This window comes from Pseudomonas sp. TKO26 (assembly GCF_003225665.1).
GTDB classification, from domain to species: Bacteria; Pseudomonadota; Gammaproteobacteria; order Pseudomonadales; family Pseudomonadaceae; genus Aquipseudomonas; species Aquipseudomonas saponiphila.
This window is the reverse complement of record NZ_QKLN01000004.1, coordinates 8,820-26,757: the sequence shown is the minus strand read 5'-3', so window position 1 is coordinate 26,757 and position 17,938 is coordinate 8,820. Positions and strand designations below refer to the sequence as shown.

The following is a 17,938-nucleotide window of genomic DNA, read 5'->3' as shown; positions in this document are numbered from 1 at the left end:
GAGCTGGCTTGCCAGCGAAGCGGCCCGCAAAGCCGGCTACAGGGAGAGGCCGCGCTTCTCGTAGGTGCTGGCCGCTGCTGGGCGCAGGGCCTCGCCAATGGTGCGCAGCTTCAGGCAGGTTTCCTGGTACTCGCTCTGCGGGTCCGACTCACCAACGATGCCGCAGCCAGCAAACAGGTGCGCGCGGTTGCCGCGAATCAACGCCGAGCGCAAGGCCACGGCAAACTCGCCATCGCCCTCGGCGTTCAGCCAGCCCACTGGCGCGGCGTACCAGCCACGGTCCAGTTGCTCATGCTCGCGGATATAACCCAGGGCCACGCCTCGCGGCAGGCCGCCCACCGCCGGGGTCGGGTGCAGGGCGTCCACCACTTGCAACAGCTCGACCTGGGGCCGCAGGCGCCCCAGCACCGGGGTCAGCAGGTGCTGGACGTGAGCCAGGCGATGCAGCTGCGGCTGCGGCGCAATCTCCAGCATGGCGCAGTAGGGTTGCAGGGATTCACGCAGGGTCTGCACCACCAGGGCGTGTTCGTGGCGATCCTTGGCGCTGTCCAGCAGGGCCTGGCCCAGTTCGGCGTCCTGCTGTTCATGCAGGCCGCGGGCGCAAGTGCCAGCCAGGGCCACGGTGCTCAAGGTGCCCCGGGCCACCCGTACCAGGCGCTCGGGGCTGGCACCCAGAAAGCAGCTGTCGCCACGGCTGAAGGCGAACAGGAAGGCCTGGGGATAGGCCGCGCCGAGGTTTTCCAGCAACGGGCCGCAGGGAATGCTGCGGCTCGCCTGCAGACAGACTTCCCGGGCCAGCACCACTTTGCTCAGTTCGCCACCCTGGATTCGTCCAATCGCCTGGGCCACGCAGTCCTGCCAGCGTTCGGCGGCCTGGGGATCGGCCTCGGCCTCGATCCCGGTCGGCAGCTGCGCAGCCGGGGCGTGCTGATAGCGCGCCAGCAGCAGGCTCCATTCCGCCTCCAGGGCCGCGGCGCACTGGGCGACATCGGCGCCGGGCTCGACCCACAGGCTGAACAGCCAGTGCTGCTGCTCGCCTTCGCACAGCAGCAGAAGGCGCGGCAGCACCAGGGAGGTGCTGGCAAACGACTGCCACTGGGCGCTGCGTGGCACCTGGGGGTCAAAGGCGAACCCGCCACACAGGTAGGCCTGGCGCGGCCCCACTTGATGGGCTCGCTCCAGCAATTGACGCCAGGCCCGGGTGCTGGCGCCAAAGCGCTCCGCCGACGGCGGGCTGATTTCCTCGGTGCAGCCGAACCCCGCCAGGGCCAGGGCGCCCTGGTCACTGGACCAGAACAGGCTCTGGCCGAACACCTGGCGGTTGGCGGCGAACAGTCGCAGCGGCTGCAGGCGTTCAGCGGCCAGGCTGAACACCACCAGCACCGCCCGGCCCTCCCGCCGGGCCCGGGCTTGACCTTGCTGCAGGGCCCGGGTCAACCCGGACAGGCACGACTCATTCATCGCCGGCTCCCTGCTCAAGCCCGTGCTGCAGGCGCCAGTGGCGCACTTGCTGGGCAATATTCCAGTGAATGATCTGGGCAAACAGCGGCACCACGAACATCGGGTCCAGGCCCGCCTGTTCGGCCCATTGCCGGCGTTGCGGGAGCATCGCCGCGACCCGCTCCGGGGCGGCGATGCTGTCCTCGGTCGGCTTGAACTGGGCCGCCGCCTTGACGTAGGCCAGGCGCTGGCCGAGGGCCTGGATGATCTGCCGGTCCATGGCATCGATACCGCAGCGGACATCGTCCAGGCCGCTGCACTGCTCGGGGGTCTTCATGTAAAGGTCTACCAAAGAAAGATTCATGGGGTCGAAGGCCAGCACTGCCACGGCTGCTCGCCGAGGCCAGCCAGCAGCCGGGTCAGGTGCCGCAGCACTTCGGCCTGCTGCTGGCGCAGGTAGAAGTGCCCGCCGGGAAACGTCTGAAAGTCCGTGACCTGGGCACTGACCTCGGCCCAGGCATAGGCTTCGTCCGCGTCGACTTCGCTGTCCTGACTCCCCAGGCACACGCTCAGGGGCAGGTCCAGGGCGCGACCGACAGTGCCGCGATAGCACTCGATCAGCCGGTAGTCGTTGCGCAAGGCCGGCAGGTACAGCTCGCGCAGGGTCGGGTCGTCCAGCAGTGACGGCGCACCGTCCGACAGACGCCGCACATCCGCCAGCAACGCCTCGTCCGAGCCCAGGTGCAGCTCGCCGTGGCGCTGGCGATGGGGCGCCGGGTGCGCGGACACGATCAGCCGCTGCGGCGCCGAACCCTGCTGCTGCAGGCGCGCGGCCACCTCGTAGGCCAGGGCCGCGCCCAGGCTGTGGCCGAACAGCACCAGCGGCCGCTCCACCAGGTCCGACAGGGCCCGGGTGATGTTGCCGGCCATCCACTCCAGGCTGCCGGGCCAGGTTTCGCTCAGGCGCTCCTCGCGCCCCGGGTACTGCACGGCGATCAGCTCGATATCCGTCGGCAACAGGTTGCGCCAGTCATTGAAGAAGCTCGCGCTGCCCCCGGCATGGGGCAGGCACACCAGCCGGCAACGCGGCGGTTGTGGCTGCGGATAACGCCGCAGCCAGGCACTGGGAGCCTTTCTCACAACACGCCCTCCTCTGCTTCGGCCAGGGCCACGCCGGTGAAGTCGGGCAACTGCACCCGAGTCTCCGGCAGCCAGCGCTGCAGCTGTTGCAGGCAGGCGGCCGCATCCAGCACCTGAGCGGCGTAATGCAGCCCCTCGGGCAATTGCGCCCAGTGCAGGGCGCAGAACGCCGCGACGCTGCCGGTCAGGCGCGAACCGTCCGCCGCCCGCAGCCAGGCGCAGGCATGCTGCTCGCGCCCGTCCCGCACACCGTCGATCTCCACCGCCAGCAGCTGATAGGGCTGGCGCCCGGCCACATCCAGGGCGCTGGCCTGGACCAGCGCGGCAACGTTCTGCGCCGCGTCCCGCGCCTCTGGCGCCAGGCCCTGGATCCGCTGCAAGGCCGCCGCCAGTTGCCCGCCCTCGAACAGGTTGAACCCCTGCCCGTGACCTACCTGCAGGTCGCTGAACAGTCGCAGCTGCTCGCTGCTCAAGTAGGCATGGGCCGGCACTCCGCTCACCGGCAGCCAGGGCCGCTCCAGGTACTGCGGGGTACTGGCACTGCTGCGCACCCGCTGCCCTTGGCTAAAGGCGCACTGGGCCTGGCCGAAGCCATTGCCCAGGCTCAGCAGAAAGTCCTCGGCGGCGGTGGCCGACAAGCGCCCCAGCCCACCGGCATAGCAGCGCATGGCATCGACCCGCTGGAAAGACTGCGCCAGCAACCGCGGAAACAGCCCCGACAGCCCCGGCAGCATGCCCGCCGACAGCAGCACCCGGCGCCCCGCCGGCAACTGCCCCGACAACCGCTCATGCACGGGATCGTCGCCGCCCACATCCAGGTAATCGGCACCCGCGGCCAACGCGGCCCGGGCCACCCGATCGAGGATCCGGTAGCTGGGCCCGGCGCAGTTGATCACCAGCGCACAACCGGCGCAGAAATCCGCCAGGCTCTGCGCGTCCCACAGGTCGAGGGCGCGCACCTCGGCGCGCGCGCCCATCTGCCGGTTCAACAGCTCGGCCTGTTGCCGGTCGCGGCCACCCAGGCGCAAGGCGACCCTGGGTGCCAGCAGTTGCGCCACTTGCCGGCCGACGCTGCCATAGGCCCCGATCAGGCCAATCACCGCCCCCTTCATGCCGCCACCTCGGAAGCCGCCGCGAAAGCCTGGGCCACGGCTTGCACCTGGGGCTGCTGCATGCAGCTGAAATGATCCCCGGGCACATCCACCACCCGCAGTTCACCCAGGCACAGGGCCTGCCAATAGGCGCTCATGTCGCGGTGCATGCCGGGCAGCACCTGCACCTCGCCGCTCTGACGAATGAACAGCAGGTCGCCCGGGTACGGCGTGGCCTCGTGCAGGGCCACCGCCGCCAGACTGTGGCGCAGCACCTGCAACTGCTCGCCCAGCCAGTGCAGGTCGCTCAGCGGCGAGCCGGCGTGGCGCATGGCCTCGGCAATCGCCTGCAGGCGCTGCTCCGGGGTCTTCTGTGCCAGGCGCCGCAGGCAGGCCAGGGCCGGGGCGCACTGGGCATCCTCGCTCAGGGCCAGCAGCGAACCCTGGGGCACCCGCCCCGGGGTCTGCGCCAGCACCCGGGCGATGCTGCGCTCCATGGCCTGTTCATCCTCGGGGTAACCCAGGGCCAGCGGGTCGGCCTGCATCACCCGGGCGAACACGTACTCGGCCAACAGGTCGTCCTCGATCATGAACGGCACCCGGTAGCTGCTGATCACGCTCAGTTGCAGCACCTGGATCGAACGCGCCGCCAGGCACGCCGCCAGCTCCGTGGCCAGCAGTCCACCCAGGCAATAGCCGACGATGTTCACCTGACGCCGGCCTTCGGCCTGCAGGGTGTCGGCATAGCGCTCGGCCAGCTGGCGAATCGCCGTGGCCGGTTCCAGGGCCAGATAGCCCGCTACATCGTTGAGCACCAGCCCTTCCACCGGCACGTCCTCTCCCAGGGCGGCGAACAAGGCGCGGTACGGCGCCAGGGTGCCACTGCCGTCGTGGACGAAGATCTGCGTCGGGCCCTGGGCCTTGTCGCTGATGCGCACCAGCGGCGAATCGCCTGCCACGCCCTGGCCGCGCAGGTAGTCGGCCAGGGCCGCCACCGTCGGCTGGTTGATCAGCTGGCGCAGCAGGTCGCTCCAGGGCAATGGCCGGGCCTGGGGCAAGACCTCCCGCAAACGCCCCACCACCTGCGCCACCAGCAGCGAGTCGCCGCCCAGCTCGAAGAAGCCCTGGTCACGGCCCACCACCGGCACCCGCAACAGGCTCTGCCAGACCTCGGCGATGCTGCGTTCCAGCGCGTCCAGCGGCGCCGCCCCGCTGCTCACCTGCTGCTCGGGGCCGGCCACGCCGATCCGCGCCAGGGCCTGGCGATCGACCTTGCCGTTGGCGCTCAGGGGCATTTCGTCAAGCACCAGCCAGTCCGCCGGGATCATGTAGTCCGGCAGGCGCTGGGCCAGGTGGGCCCGCAACTGCTCAGGCTCCAGGGTCTGGCGCTGGCTCTTGAAGCGGGTGATGAACAGGTGCTGGCCGATCTGCGACATGGCGTCGTCGGCCTCGGGCAGGCACAGCGGGCGCTCGCCCCCGGCCTCCAGCAGCAACTGCTGCCACTGCTCGCGACGGATGAAGGTGGTGTCCTGCTCGGCGCGAAAATCCTCGAAAGCGCTCAGGCCTTCCTTGAACTCCATGGACGCCATGATCTGGTAGGTGTCACGGGTGGCCTCGATGAAGATCAGCCAGCCGCCCGGGGCCAGCATCTGCCGCAGCCGCGCCAGCACCCGGCCGGCGTGCCGCGAGTTGTGCAGCACGTTGGCGCAGAGGATCACATCCAGGGAGTTGGCGGCCACGCCCTGGGCCCAGTGGTCCTGGTTGAGGTCGAACAGGCCGTAGCTGACCCAGGGGTAGGCGGCGAAATGCTCCCGCGCCTCATTCAGGAAGAACTGCGACAGGTCGGTGAACTGGTAGTCCACCGCCAGGCCGTCCAGCGCCGGGATCAGGTCGGCGCTGGTGCCGCCGACCCCGGCGCCGATCTCCAGCAGGCGCAGGCGCCGGCCCGCCGGCTGCTGGCGCACGATCTCCTGCACCGCGGCGCACACCGCCTGGTTCAGGTACTGGCTGATCAGGTTCTTGCGGTAGGCGCCCTCGGCGGTGTCGGTCCGGCCTTCGGGGAACAGCAGGTGCAGCGGGTCGAGCCGGTCGCTCATCAGTGCCGGCAATTGCTCCTGGCTTTCGCGCAGGTAGCGCAGGACCTCGGCGCCCCAGCCCACGGACGGCTCCAGGGCCTCGATGCGCTGCCATTGCTGGCGGTATTCTTCGGCCGCCACCTGCAGGTCCGAATAGCGCCCGGTGTGCAGGTCCCGGTGCACCAGGCCCTCCCGGGCCAGGGCTTGCAGCCAGCGACGGATCAGGCGCTGATTGCGTGGCGCCACCTCACAGACCGCGACAATCTCTTCCAGGGCATGGCTCTGCCCCGGGGCCTCGAACAGCCCCGGACGCTGCAGGGCCAGGCCCATGGACAGCAGCGCGGCGCGCTCGACGCAGGCCGACATTTCAGTGACCAGGGCATCGCTCAAGTCGCCACGCACCGCCTGGGCCGCCGCCCGGGTCCGCGCCAGCAACGGCTCCGGCCAGGCCAGCGGCATGTCCCGCAGGCTGGCCGTCAGGCAGGCTTGCAGGCGCCGGTCGAAGGCGCCCTCGCCCGCGGCCACCACCACCGCCGATTCCACGTGAGGATGGCTGAGCAAGGCGCTTTCCACTTCCGCCAGTTCAATGCGATGGCCGCGCACCTTGACCTGGAAATCCTCGCGGCCGAGGAACTCGATCAGGCCGTCTTCCAGGTAGCGCCCCAGGTCGCCGGTGCGGTACAGGCGCTCGCCGCTGCGCGGGTGCTCGACAAAGCGCTCGGCGGTTTTTTCGGCATCCCCCAGGTAGCCCAGGGCCAGGCCGCTGCCGGCGATGTACAGCTCGCCGGCCACCCCTTGCGGGCGGTCGCGGCCCTGCTCGTCGAGGATCATGAAGCGCTGGTTGGCCAGCGGCCGGCCGTAGGGAATGCTGCGCCACTGCGGGTCGACCTGGTTGATCGGGTAATGGATCGACCAGATCGCCGCCTCGGTGGCGCCCCCCAGGCTGATCAGGCGCAGCCGAGGCAGCAACTGGGCGGTTTCCGCCGGCAGGTTCAGGGGGATCCAGTCCCCCGACAGCAACGCCAGCCGCAGGGTCGCCGGGGCCATGGACGGCAGCGCCTGCAGGTAATGGGTGAGCATCTGCAACTGCGCCGGCACCGAGTTCCACAGGGTCACCCCGTGCTCCCGGGCGCACTCGGCCCAGTGCGAAGGGTCGGCGCGGCGTTGCGGGTCCGGCAGCACCAGGGCGCCGCCCACCGCCAGCAGGCCGAAGATGTCGTACACCGACAGGTCGAAGCCCAGGCTGGCCAGGGCCAGCACCCGGTCCTCGGCGTCGATGGCAAAGCGCTGGTTGATGTCGACCACGGTATTGAGCGCCGCCTGATGGCTGATCATCACCCCCTTGGGCACCCCGGTGGAGCCGGAGGTGTAGATCACGTAGGCCAGTTGCTGCGGGGCGATGGCCACGGTGGGCACGGGCCGCTGCGGCAGCCGCGGGCCCTGGTCGACCTGGATCACCTGGGTCACCCGCGCCGGCCAGCACAGCTCATCGCTCAACCAGGACTGGCTGAGCACCCGGCCGACCTCGGCGTTGTCCAGAATCAGCTGGCGCCGGGCCTCGGGCTGGTTGGTGTCCAGCGGCAGGTAGGCGGCCCCGGCACGCAAAATGCCAAGCACCGCGATCACCTGTTCCAGGCCCTTGTGCATGCACACCGCAACCCGCTCCCCGGGCTGGCAGCCGGCATCGAGCAGGGCCTCGGCCACGGCTTCGGCGCGCCCGGCCAGTTCGCCGTAGCTGATCTGCGCGGCGCCCTGGATCAGCGCCACCCGCTGCGGCGCCGCGGCCGCCTGGCGCCAGAACGGCTCGTGCAGCAGCCCGTCGGGCAACGGCGCGGCGCTCTGGTTCACCAGCTCGCGTTGCAGGCGCTGCGCCGCCGGCAGCTCCAGGCAGTCGTCCAGGGTCCAGGCCGAGGGCTCCCGGGCCAGGCGCTTGAGCAAGCGTTCGAAGGTGTCGAACAGCGCATCCAGCAGGGTGTCGCTGAACACCCCTTCGCGGATGTCCCAATTGATCGCCAGGCCGTCGTCCCGCTCGCTGACCTGGCAATCGATCAGCACCTGGGGCGTCTGGCTGATGCCGAACACCAGCTCGGCACCGGGCATGAAGGCCCCGCCGCCGCTCTCGCCACCTGCGCCCAGGGTGCTGGTGAAGGCATAGGGCATCAGCGCCGCCTCCTGGCCCTTGCGCCGCGCCAGCTCGCGCAGCACTTCGATGCCCGAACACAGGCGATGGTCCATGTCCTGCCACAGACGCTCCTGCAACTGCTGGCTGCGCTGGCCGAAGCTGCCGCCTTGCAGGGTCTGCACTTCCAGCAGCTCCACCGAGCTGAAGTCGCCCACCAGGCGGTCCACCTGGGGGTGCAGCGACAGGCGATTGAGCAGGGTCAGGCTCAGGCAGAAATGCCCGCGCCGGCTCCAGCGCCCGAGGGTTTCGGCGTAGGCCGAAAGGATCGCCGCCGACACCCCGACCCCGGCCGCCGCCGCGTTCAGGCGCAGGGCGTTGCAGTCGCGGGCCTGCAGGCTCATGGCCCGGCGCAGAAAGCGCGGCCCGCTGGGCGCGCCCAGCGTGGGCAGTTCCGGCGCTCCCGGCAGGCTGTCGACCCGCGCCCACCAGTAGTCGCGGTCGCGCTGGTAGCGCGCTTGCTCACGCAGCCGCCGCTCCCCCAGCACATAGTCGCGAAAGCTGATCTGCGCCGGTGCCGGCAAGGGCTCGCCACGGTACAGCTGCTGCAGTTCGGCCAGCAGCATGCGCACGCTCTGGTAGTCGCACACCAGCAGGTCCACCGACAGGTGCAGGCGCGAGGTGTCGCGGCCCTGGCTCACGCACAGCTCGATCAGCGGCCATTGCTGCGGCGTGGCGCGGCGCAGTTCCATGCGTTCGCGCAGGGCCTGCAAGGCGCTGCCGTCGTCCTCGCGCAGGTCGTGGCAGGCGATGGCGTAATGCGGCACCTGGGGCAGGATGCGCTGGTAGCCCTCTTCCAGCACTACCGCCCGCAGCATCTCGTGGCGGGCGATCAACTGGTTCCAGGCCTGCTCCAGGCGCCGCGGGTCGAGGTCGTGCTGGGCGAACTCCAGGTAGCCGTGGCAAGCCACGCCGCCATAGCTGAAGGCACCGGGGCGGCCCAGCAGGTAGGCGGCCTGCACGTCGGTCAGCGGAAAGGGTTCTTCACGGGCCGAATGATCGGCCTCCAGGGTCGGCAACTGCGCCGCCTGCAGCTGTTGCAGCAACCCTTCCTTATGCTCGCGCAGCCGTTGCAGGCGTGCCTCGTCCATGACCCCGGCCGGGGCCCGATAACGCAGGCGGCCCTGTTCTTCCCAGAGCTCCACGCCCAGTTGTTGCAGATCCTGTTGCAGTTGCTGCAGCGTCATAACACGCCCTCCACCATTGCGTTCTGAGTGACGGGCCGCTGTGCCTGGCGCGAGGCGAGCAACTGCCCCTGCAGGGCCACGGTGGCCGCGTTGAAAAAATCCTTGAGCGACAGTTCCAGCTGGAACTGCCGGGCGATGCGTTCGATCAGGCGGGCCGCCAGCAGGCTGTTGCCGCCCAGGGCAAAAAAGCCCTGGTGGCGACCGACCTGGGGCACGTGCAGCAACTCCTGCCACAGCGCGGCCACGGCCTCTTCCCACGCCCCTTGGGGCGCTTCGGCGCGGTGCGGCTGGATGCCCCGGCGCTGCTCCTGCAGCAGCCACGACAGCGCCGCGCGATCGACCTTGCCGTTGGCGCTCAGAGGCAGCGCCGACAGGCTCAGCCAAGTGTCCGGAAGCATGTGCTCGGGCAGCCATTGCCCCAGCCACTGGCGCAGGGCCTGGGATTCGGGCAGCGGCTCCCGGGCCAGCAGTACCGCCGCCAGCTGCGGTTCGCTGCCGGGCAGTACCAGGCTCAGCGCGCGGTCGATGGCCGGATGGCGCTCCAGGGCCAGGTCGATTTCCGCCAGCTCGATGCGAAAGCCGCGGACCTTGACCTGATGGTCCAGGCGCCCGAGAAACTCCAGGCTGCCGTCGGCCCAGTAGCGGCCCTGGTCGCCGGTGCGGTACCAGCGCCCGCCGTCATGCTCGACAAAGCGCTGGGCGCTGAGGGTCGGCAGGCCGCGATAACCGGCGGCCACCCCGGCGCCGCCGATCCACAGCTCGCCGGGCACCCAGTCCGGGCAGTCCCGGCCCTGGCTGTCCACCACCCGGAAGCACTGGTTGTCCAGGGGCCGGCCGTAGGGGATCGAGCGCCAATGGGCGGGCACCGCCGCCACCTCCTGATAGTTGGACCAGATCGCCGCCTCGGTGGCGCCACCCAGGGCCACGAACGGCACGCGGCGCCCCGCCGCCTGTTCCAGGCGCCGCGGCAGGTCGAGGCCGACCCAGTCGCCGGACACCATGGCCAGGCGCAGTGCCCCGAGCCCGCCGCCATCGCGCACTTGCAGGGTCAGCATCTCCAGCAGCGCCGGCACCGAGTTCCACAGGCTCACTTGCTGTTCGCGGATCAGCCGCAGCCATTCCCGGGGCTCCTTGCGCAGGTTGTCCGCCGGCAGAACCAGGGCGCCGCCAACACTCAACGGGCCGAACAGGTCGTACACCGACAGGTCGAAATCCAGGGCCGAGAGCCCCAGCACCCGGTCCTCGGCGCTGACCTGGTAACGGCGGTTGATCGCGGCGACGGTGTTCATCGCCGCCTGATGAGACAGCTCGACGCCCTTGGGCTCGCCGGTGGTGCCCGAGGTGAAGATCACATAGGCCAGGGCATCCGCCGCTACCTGCCGGGGCTGCTCCAGCGCTGGTGCGACAAGCGCCTGGGCCAGGGTCACCACCCGCAGCTCGGCCAGCCAGATGCCGCCCTCGCGGTGGGCCTGATCGGTGATCACCACAAGCGCGCCGGCGCGCTGATAGATCATGTCGCGGCGTGCCGGCGGCTGCTCGATGCCCACCGGCACATAGACCGCCCCGGCGGCGAGAATCCCCAGCACCGCGATCACCTGTTCGCGGCCCTTGGGCAAGGTGATCGCCACCGCGTCACCGGGCTGCACGCCCCACTGCACCAGCGCCCCGGCCAGTTGCAGGGCCTGCCGCGCCAGCTCGGCGTAGCCCAGGCGGCCCTGGTCGTCGACCAGCGCCAGCGCCTCGGGGTGCTGGCGCGCCTGTCGGAAAAACCCCTGGTGCAGGCACTGCGCGGGCGTGGCGTGTGCAGTGGCATTGACCTGCTGGCGCCGTTGCTGCTGCGCCGCCGGCAGTGGCAAGGGCGCCGGCTGCTGCCAGTCGTTGGCGCACAGCCACAACAGCAAGGCACGGTAGGCGTCGAACATCTGCTCCAGCAGGCCTTCGGGGAACAGCCCCTGCACCGCGTCCCAGTTCAGCAGCAAGCCATCGGCCAGCGGGTAGCTCTGGTGGTCGAGCCAGACCTGGGGCGTCTGTGACAGGGCCCAGCCGGGTTCACCCAATTGCTCGCGGCAGGTGGCGTCGACAAAGGCCGGGCCCAGGTTGCAGGCGAACACCACTGGCGCGCCCTGGCCGCCGCCCTGGCGCAGCCGCGCCCGTTCGCGCAGCACCTCGACCCCGGGCCAGGCGCTGTGGGCGATGTCGCGGTGCAACTGGGCCTGCAACGCCAGGGCCTGCTGGCTGAAGGGCGCGGACTGGCGCAGGTCGACTTCCAGCAGCACCAGGTTGGAGAAATCCGCCAGCAGATGGGGCACGCAGGGGTGCAGTTCCTGGCGGTCGAACAGCGGCACGTTGAGCAGGAAGTGCTGGCTGGCGCTCCAGCGCCCCAGCACCTGGGCATAGGCGCAGGCGAGCACGCTGGCCAGGGTCAGGCCATGTTGCCGGGCACGCCGTTCCAGGGCCTGCAACTGCTCATGGTTGAGGCGCATCGCCAGCCGGCGAAAACGCGGCGTGCCGAGCTGCTGCGGCTCCTGGGCCAGGGGCAACTGCGGGCCGTCCGGCAGATCCTCCAGGCGCTCCAGCCAATAGTCCCGGGCCGCCGCCAACTGCGGCGCGCGCAGCGCCTGCTCGGCCCGCAGGTAGTCGGCGAAGTTCCATTCCAGGGCCGGCAGGCTGTGCTCCTGGCCGGCGTGGATCAGCGCCAGATCGCGCAGCAGGATGCCGATGCTGAGCACGTCGGCCACCAGCAGATCGATATTCAGGTGCAGGCGGCTGCGGCCTTCGGGCAGCAGGCTCAGTTGCACGTCGAACACCTGCCCGCGAGCGACGTCCAGGCGTCGGTGCGAGAGGCTTTCACGGATCTGCTCCAGGGCCTCGGCGGCGCCGACGCAGGACGCCTGGCGCAGGTCGTGCACGGTCAGCCCGGGCCAGGGGCTCTGGGGCAGGATGCGTTGGCAGCTGTCGCTGATGAAACAGGCGCGCAGCATCGGATGGCGCTGGCACAGGCGCTGCAATGCTTGCTCCAGGCGCTGTGGCTCCAGGCCGTGGCCATCCAGTTCCTGGTACAGGTGGCAGCCGACGCCGCCCAGGGGCAGGCCCGGCTCGCGGCCGAACCAGTAGGCCTGTTGCAGCGGGGTCAGGGCAAAATCGCCGCTGGCGGGAGCACTGGCCACGGCCTGCAGGCGCGGTGCCGCGAGGCCGCGGCGGGCCTCGATCAGCGCCCACCAGGCGGCCAGGGTCGGCTGCTGGATCAGCTCGGCGAAGCTCAGGGTCACGCCTTCGCTGGCCAGCAGTGCCGGCAGGCGCATGATGCTCACCGAGTCGAGGCCCTGCTCGATCAGCGACGCATCCGCTTCAAGGTCGCCGGGCTCGTAGCCGAGCAAGCGGGCGATGCCTGCGCAGAGTCCTTGGGGTGAATGACTCAGGCCGGCGGGCGCTGGATGGGCGCGTGCCAGTGCTGGGTTATCAGTCATGGTGGACGGTCCTTTGGGGTACGGAAGAAGGTGTGCGCAAGCGCCAGCGATTGATCGCCTCGCGCTCGTGAAACAACTGGCGATAACGGCCCGGAGCCGCCATCAGTTGGCTATGGCTGCCGTGCTGGGCCAGACGGCCCTGGTCCAGTACCAGGATCTGCCCGGCGCACGGAGCCAGGGTCGGTTTGTGGGTCGCCAGCAGCACCGTGTGCTTGCGCGCCAGCTGCCGCAGGCTCTGGTTGACCCGGGCCTCGCTGATGGCGTCCAGGGCGGCGGTGGGCTCATCCAGCAGGATCAGCGTGGCGTCCTTGAGCATGACCCGGGCCAGGGCCAGGCACTGGCGTTCGCCGCCGGAAAGGCTCACCCCGCCCTCGCCGACCCGGGTCTGCCAGCCTTGGGGCAGGCGCTGGGCCAGCCGGTCGAGGCCGGTGGCGCGGGCCGCCTCCAGCAGTTGCGCTTCGCTGGCCTCGGGGCGGCCCAGGCGCAGGTTGTCCAGCAGGCTGGCAGCCAGCGGCGGGCAGTCCTGGAACATCAGGGCGATGTCCCGATCACGCTGACTGGCCGACAGCTGACGCAGATCGACAGCGCCCAGCAGGATGGCGCCGTGGCTGACATCGCAAAAACGCGCCAGCAACCGCAGCAGGCTCGACTTGCCGGAACCGGATGGCCCCACCAGCAGGTTCAGCGAACCCGGCTCCAGCGTGAAGCTGATGTCTTGCAGGATCGCCCGCCCCTGGCGCTCCAGGCCCAGCTGGCGAACCTCCAGGCGCCGATCAGCCGGCACCTGGGGCGAGGCCGGTTCCGGCAGCGGCGCCAGGTCCAGCAACTGGCGCAGACTGTCCAGGCCATGGCGGGTCTGGCGCAGGCTGGTGCCCAGGTTGACCAGGGCGCCCATGGGCTCCACCAGGCAGGTGGCAAGCACCGCCAGGGCCAGGTATTGCACGGCGCCGAGGCTGCCGCCGAGCACCGCGTAGAGCCCGCACAACAGCACCCCGGTGTAGCCGGCCTGAAGCGCCAGCACCAGCCCCAGGGCCGCCGGAAAGGTTCGCCAGTGCGCCCGGCGCTGGGCCTGGCGCTGTTGCTGCAACGCCGCGCCGAGCAGGCTGAAACCTTCGCCGTTGCGCCCGCTGGCCCGCAACAGCGGCTGCTGGCGCAGGTATTCCAGGACCCGCGCCGCGGCTTCGCCGGCCGCCGCTTCGCTGTGCTGCTCGGCCTGCCCGCCCCAGCGCACGCCCCAGTGATAGAACAGCACCAGCAAGGGCAGGCAGGCCAGGGCCGCCAGGGCCATGGACAGGTCGTAGCACAACAGCGCCACAAGCAGGGCCAGGGGCGTCAGCAAGGCATTGGCCATGGGCTGCAGCAAGTGCGCCGGTGCGCTCATGATCTGCGCCACGGTATGGGTCACCAGGCGGTTGAGCTCGGCGCCGCGGCGCTCGACAAACCACTCCAGGGGCAGGCACGCCAGATGCCGGCCGATGCGCAGGTTCAACGAACGCGCCGCCGCGGCTCCGGCCCGGTAGCCCGCCAGTTGCGCCCGGCGGCGCAGCCACAGGCAGAGCCCGGCGAATCCGCCAAAGGCTGCGGCCCAGAGCCAGGGCGTCCGCGCCGTGGCGGCCTCCAGGGCGCTGGCCAGCGCCATGGGCAATAACCCCAGGGCCAGGCCCTGGGCCAGGGCACTGGCGGCCATGGCCAGCAAGGCCCGACGCAACAGCGCGGCTTCTTGCGGCTGCAGGCTGCGTAACAGCGCGGCGATCATGGGCGACTCCCGTTCAGCGCGGCGGCGTCCAACTGCTCCGCGGCCCAGAGCCCGGCATACACCCCCTGCCGCTCCAGCAGGGCCTGATGCTGGCCGCACTCCACCAGGCGCCCGCCCTGCAGCACGGCAATCTGCTCGGCGTCCTGAATGCTGCTCAGGCGGTGGGCGACCACCAGCACCGTGCGCCCCTGGGCCAGGCGCGACAGGGCCTGCTGGATCGCCGCCTCAGATTGCGGATCGCTGGCGGCGGTGGCCTCGTCGAGCACCAGGATCGGCGCGCGGCTGAGCATGGCCCGGGCGATGCCCAGGCGCTGGATTTCACCGCCGGAGAGCGCCAGCCCCTCCTCCAACTGGCTGTGATAGCCCTGGGGCAAGGCGCAGATGCGATCGTGGATCTGCGCCGCCCGGGCCGCGGCTTCGACCTCCGCCAGACTGGCTCCGGGCCGGCTCAGGCGCAGGTTGTCGAGGACGCTGGCGCGCAGCAGGCGCACCTCCTGGAAGACAAAGGCCACCTGGCGATACAGGGTCGCGCTGTCCATCTCCCGCAGGTCGACACCGCCGATGCGGATCGCCCCGGCGCTGACATCGGCAAAGCGCGCGAGCAAGGTGGCCAGGGTCGATTTGCCGGCCCCGGAATCCCCCACCAGGGCGGTCAGGGTGCCTGGCTGCAGGCACAGATCGATGCCGTGCAACACCTGGCTGCCGTCGGGGTAGCTGAAGTCCACGCTTTCGAAGTTCACCACTGCCCCGTCGGGCTCCCGCGAGCAGACCGGCTGCGCCAGCAGCGGCGTGCCCAACAGCGCACTGATGCGCTGCGCCGCCGCCCGGCCCTGGACCAGGGAATCGGCGCCATGCCCCAGGGCCGCCACCGGCGCCGCCAGGGCCGGCCCCAGCAAGGCAAACGGCAGCAACTGCAGCGGCTGCAAGACCCCGACGGCCACCAGCGGCACTCCAGCCAGCAGTACCAGGGCCAGCACCAGCAGCGGCGAGAGCAGCACCTCGACACTGGCGCCCAGGCCCGCCCAGCGCTCGACCCAGCTGGAGAAGAACGCGGCGAAATCCTCCACCGCCTTGAAGAACTCGTCCTGGACCCGCTGCACCCGGCCAAAGGACTTGACCATGGCAATGCTCTGCACGAAGTTCAGGGTCGCCGTCGACAGCGCGCCCATGGCGCCGCCCAGGCGCTGGCGCTCGGCGCGATAGGCCGGGGTGCCCATCACCCGCAGGCGCCACAGCGCGATCAACGGCGGCGCCAGCACCACCAGGGTCATGGGCAGGCTCACCGTCAGCAGGTAGATCAGGCTGGCCAGGGGCACCACCAGGGCCGCCACCAGATTGTTGGGCAGGTGCGCCACCAGTTGATGCAGGGCGCCGACGTCCTCCAGCAGCACCCGCTCGGCGGTGTGCCGCTGGCCCTCCAGCCAGGCCAGGGGCACCCGCGCCAGATGGGCGGCAATGCGCTGGCGCAAATGGCGCTGCAGATCACTGTCGGCCAGATGGGTGATCTGCAACCCCGCCGCCAGCCCCAGCAGGCGCAGGAGCAGCGCCCCGGCCCCGGCCAGCAGCCAGAAGCCCGCGCGCTCAAGGTCCATCTGGCCGGCCAGCAGCAGCGGCGCCAGTTCGGCCACGGCGATCAGCGGCAGCAGGCCCACCAGCGCCGCCAGCACCTGCAGCAGCATCGCCGCCAGCAGGCGCCCGCGCACCGGGCGCAGCAGTGCGGTCAATCCTGGGTGTTCAACCACGGCCATCGGTGGCCTCCAGGGCCTGGGCCCGGTTGCCGAAGTACAGGGCCTGGATCGCCTCGCGCAGGTGCTTGCGGCTGACCTTGCCGACCCCGGTCTGGGGAAACGCCGGGATGAATTCGAAGCGGTCCGGCAGTTTGAACGCCGCCAGCCCCTGGGCCCGCAGATGGCGCAGCAGTTGCGGGGCCCGGGGCGCGGCGCCACGGGGGATGACGAAGGCGCAGGTGCGCTCGCCAAGGAAAGCATCGGGCATCGCCACCAGGGCCACGTCGGCCACCGCCGGGTGGCTGAGCAGCAGGTTCTCCACTTCTTCGGCGGCGATCTTTTCACCGCCGCGGTTGATCAGGTCCTTGTCCCGCCCTTCCACCATCAGGTAGCCGTCGGCGGTGAGCTGCACCCGGTCGCCGGTGCGGTAGAAGCCGTCGGCGGTGAAGGCCTGGGCGTTGTGCTCGGGGTAACGGTAATAACCGCGAATGGTGTAGGGGCCACGGGTCAGCAACTGCCCCACCTGCCCCACCGGCACCGGCTGCTCGTGCTCGTCCACCACGCGGATTTCGTCCGCCGGCGACAGCGGCCGGCCCTGGGTGTGCAGCACCCGCTGCGGCGGGTCCTCAGGGTCGGTGTAGCAGATCAGCCCTTCGGCCATGCCGAACACCTGCTGCAAGCGGCAACCCAGCACCGGCTCGACGCGCCGTGCCGCTTCGAAGCTGAGCTTGGCCCCGCCCACTTGCAGCTGTTGCAATGACGCCAGCCCGTGCCCGCGAGCCTGGGCTGCCTCCAGCCAGACCAGGGCCAGGGGCGGCACCAGCGCGGTGTGGGTCACGGCTTCGCGCTCGATCAGCTCGAAGCAGACTTGCGGGCTCGGCGAGGGGCTGAGCACCACCCGCCCGCCCACCGCCAAGGTGCCGATGAAGCCCGGGCAGCACATGGGAAAGTTGTGCGCCATGGGCAGCGCCACCAGGTACACGCTGGCCTCGGACAAGCCGCAGCGCTCGGCGCTGGCCCGCAGGTTGTAGAGGTATTCGTGGTGCCGGCGCGGGATCAGTTTGGGAATCCCGGTGGAACCGCCGGAGAGCTGGAAGCAGGCCACCGCGTCGGCACTGGGGGCCGGGAAAGCGCGCGCGGCGCTGGCGTCATACAGGCTGTGCAGGGCGGTGAATTCCTCGGCCTCGCCGGCCACCAGCACCCATTCCAGTTGCGGGTTGCCCGCCTTGAGCTCGCGGGCCATGGCGCGAAAGTCGAAGCCGCCGTCGCGGTCGGCGCAGAAGTAGGCGCGGGCCTGGGCGAACTCGCAGAAACGGCCGATTTCCAGATGCCGGTGGGCCGGCAGCGCGAAGATCGGCCGCACGCCCAGGCGATACAGGGCAAAGCAGACTTCGACGAAGGCCGTGCTGTTGGGCAGTTGCAGCACCACGTTGTCGCCGGCCCGCAGCCCCAGCCGGTACAGGCCGGCGGCCAGTTGGTCGACTCGCAGGTCCAGTTGTCGATAGCTCAGGCGCTGCGGGCCATCGGTCAGCGCCTCGCGCTCGCTGAAGGTCCGGGCCGCGCCTCGCAGCAGGTCGCCAAAGGTTTCATCGCGCCAGTAACCGGCCTCGCGGTAAGCCTGGGCGAAGGCCTCGGGCCAAGCGGGGCAATCTTGCGAATCGTCGAACGTGGACATGCTGTCTCCTGAGTTTTTTTCGGCAAAAGGCCGCCCCGGACCTGAAATCTCAGGCCCCTGGAATGAGGGGAAGATGAGCCGTCAGCGCGGCGGAAAATGCGGGCCGGGCGGCGCTCCTGCGGGGCGGCGGATGGCGGGGTCGTCCATGGTGAGGGGCCGTGCTTGCAAATGAGAGTGATTATTAACCGGTAATTTCCGGGG

9 protein-coding genes are annotated in these 17,938 nt (G+C 70.4%); all 9 read right to left on the bottom strand.

The features are described 5' to 3' along the window. Positions 1-36: 36 nt before the first annotated feature. From DNK59_RS07175 to DNK59_RS07135, 9 genes are read right to left on the bottom strand one after another with little or no spacing between them, the layout of a single operon-like run. On the bottom strand, positions 37-1,461 hold the full coding sequence (locus DNK59_RS07175; protein WP_110722732.1) for an isochorismate synthase: 1,425 nt from the start codon (positions 1,459-1,461) through the stop codon (positions 37-39). Continuing rightward, entirely contained in the window at positions 1,454-1,777 is a 324-nt protein-coding gene (locus DNK59_RS07170) for an isochorismate lyase (protein WP_167365656.1), read from the bottom strand. Before DNK59_RS07170 ends, DNK59_RS07175 begins: the two co-directional genes overlap by 8 nt. 23 nt (positions 1,778-1,800) lie before the next feature. Further along, the gene (locus DNK59_RS07165; RefSeq protein ID WP_110722730.1) at positions 1,801-2,580 is read right to left on the bottom strand and encodes a thioesterase II family protein; all 780 of its coding nucleotides are present in this window, start codon (positions 2,578-2,580) and stop codon (positions 1,801-1,803) included. Next, positions 2,577-3,692, bottom strand: coding sequence for a saccharopine dehydrogenase NADP-binding domain-containing protein (locus tag DNK59_RS07160; protein ID WP_256596306.1), 1,116 nt, complete (start codon positions 3,690-3,692; stop codon positions 2,577-2,579). Before DNK59_RS07160 ends, DNK59_RS07165 begins: the two co-directional genes overlap by 4 nt. After that, a complete protein-coding gene (locus DNK59_RS07155) occupies positions 3,689-9,112 on the bottom strand; it encodes a non-ribosomal peptide synthetase (RefSeq protein WP_110722729.1) in 5,424 nt (1,807 codons plus the stop codon). The genes DNK59_RS07160 and DNK59_RS07155 overlap by 4 nt, the downstream gene beginning before the upstream one ends. Then, positions 9,109-12,579, bottom strand: a complete 3,471-nt coding sequence (locus DNK59_RS07150) for a non-ribosomal peptide synthetase (protein WP_110722728.1) — start codon at positions 12,577-12,579, stop codon at positions 9,109-9,111. The genes DNK59_RS07155 and DNK59_RS07150 overlap by 4 nt, the downstream gene beginning before the upstream one ends. Continuing rightward, a complete protein-coding gene (locus DNK59_RS07145) occupies positions 12,572-14,335 on the bottom strand; it encodes an ABC transporter ATP-binding protein (protein WP_110722727.1) in 1,764 nt (587 codons plus the stop codon). Before DNK59_RS07145 ends, DNK59_RS07150 begins: the two co-directional genes overlap by 8 nt. Continuing rightward, complete coding sequence (locus tag DNK59_RS07140) at positions 14,332-16,083, bottom strand: ABC transporter ATP-binding protein (RefSeq protein ID WP_110722726.1); 1,752 nt, start codon at positions 16,081-16,083, stop codon at positions 14,332-14,334. Before DNK59_RS07140 ends, DNK59_RS07145 begins: the two co-directional genes overlap by 4 nt. Continuing rightward, positions 16,070-17,737, bottom strand: a complete 1,668-nt coding sequence (locus DNK59_RS07135) for a (2,3-dihydroxybenzoyl)adenylate synthase (protein ID WP_110722725.1) — start codon at positions 17,735-17,737, stop codon at positions 16,070-16,072. Before DNK59_RS07135 ends, DNK59_RS07140 begins: the two co-directional genes overlap by 14 nt. Between the last annotated feature and the right edge of the window lie 201 nt (positions 17,738-17,938).

Bases quoted from the DNA above. Each gene is read 5' to 3' on its own strand.
- DNK59_RS07140 (WP_110722726.1), bottom strand. From the start codon at position 16,083: ATGGCCGTGGTTGAACACCCAGGATTGACCGCACTGCTGCGCCCGGTG.
- DNK59_RS07155 (WP_110722729.1), bottom strand. From the start codon at position 9,112: ATGACGCTGCAGCAACTGCAACAGGATCTGCAACAACTGGGCGTGGAG.
- DNK59_RS07160 (WP_256596306.1), bottom strand. From the start codon at position 3,692: ATGAAGGGGGCGGTGATTGGCCTGATCGGGGCCTATGGCAGCGTCGGC.
- DNK59_RS07175 (WP_110722732.1), bottom strand. From the start codon at position 1,461: ATGAATGAGTCGTGCCTGTCCGGGTTGACCCGGGCCCTGCAGCAAGGT.
- DNK59_RS07145 (WP_110722727.1), bottom strand. From the start codon at position 14,335: ATGATCGCCGCGCTGTTACGCAGCCTGCAGCCGCAAGAAGCCGCGCTG.
- DNK59_RS07150 (WP_110722728.1), bottom strand. From the start codon at position 12,579: ATGACTGATAACCCAGCACTGGCACGCGCCCATCCAGCGCCCGCCGGC.
- DNK59_RS07135 (WP_110722725.1), bottom strand. From the start codon at position 17,737: ATGTCCACGTTCGACGATTCGCAAGATTGCCCCGCTTGGCCCGAGGCC.
- DNK59_RS07170 (WP_167365656.1), bottom strand. From the start codon at position 1,777: ATGAAGACCCCCGAGCAGTGCAGCGGCCTGGACGATGTCCGCTGCGGT.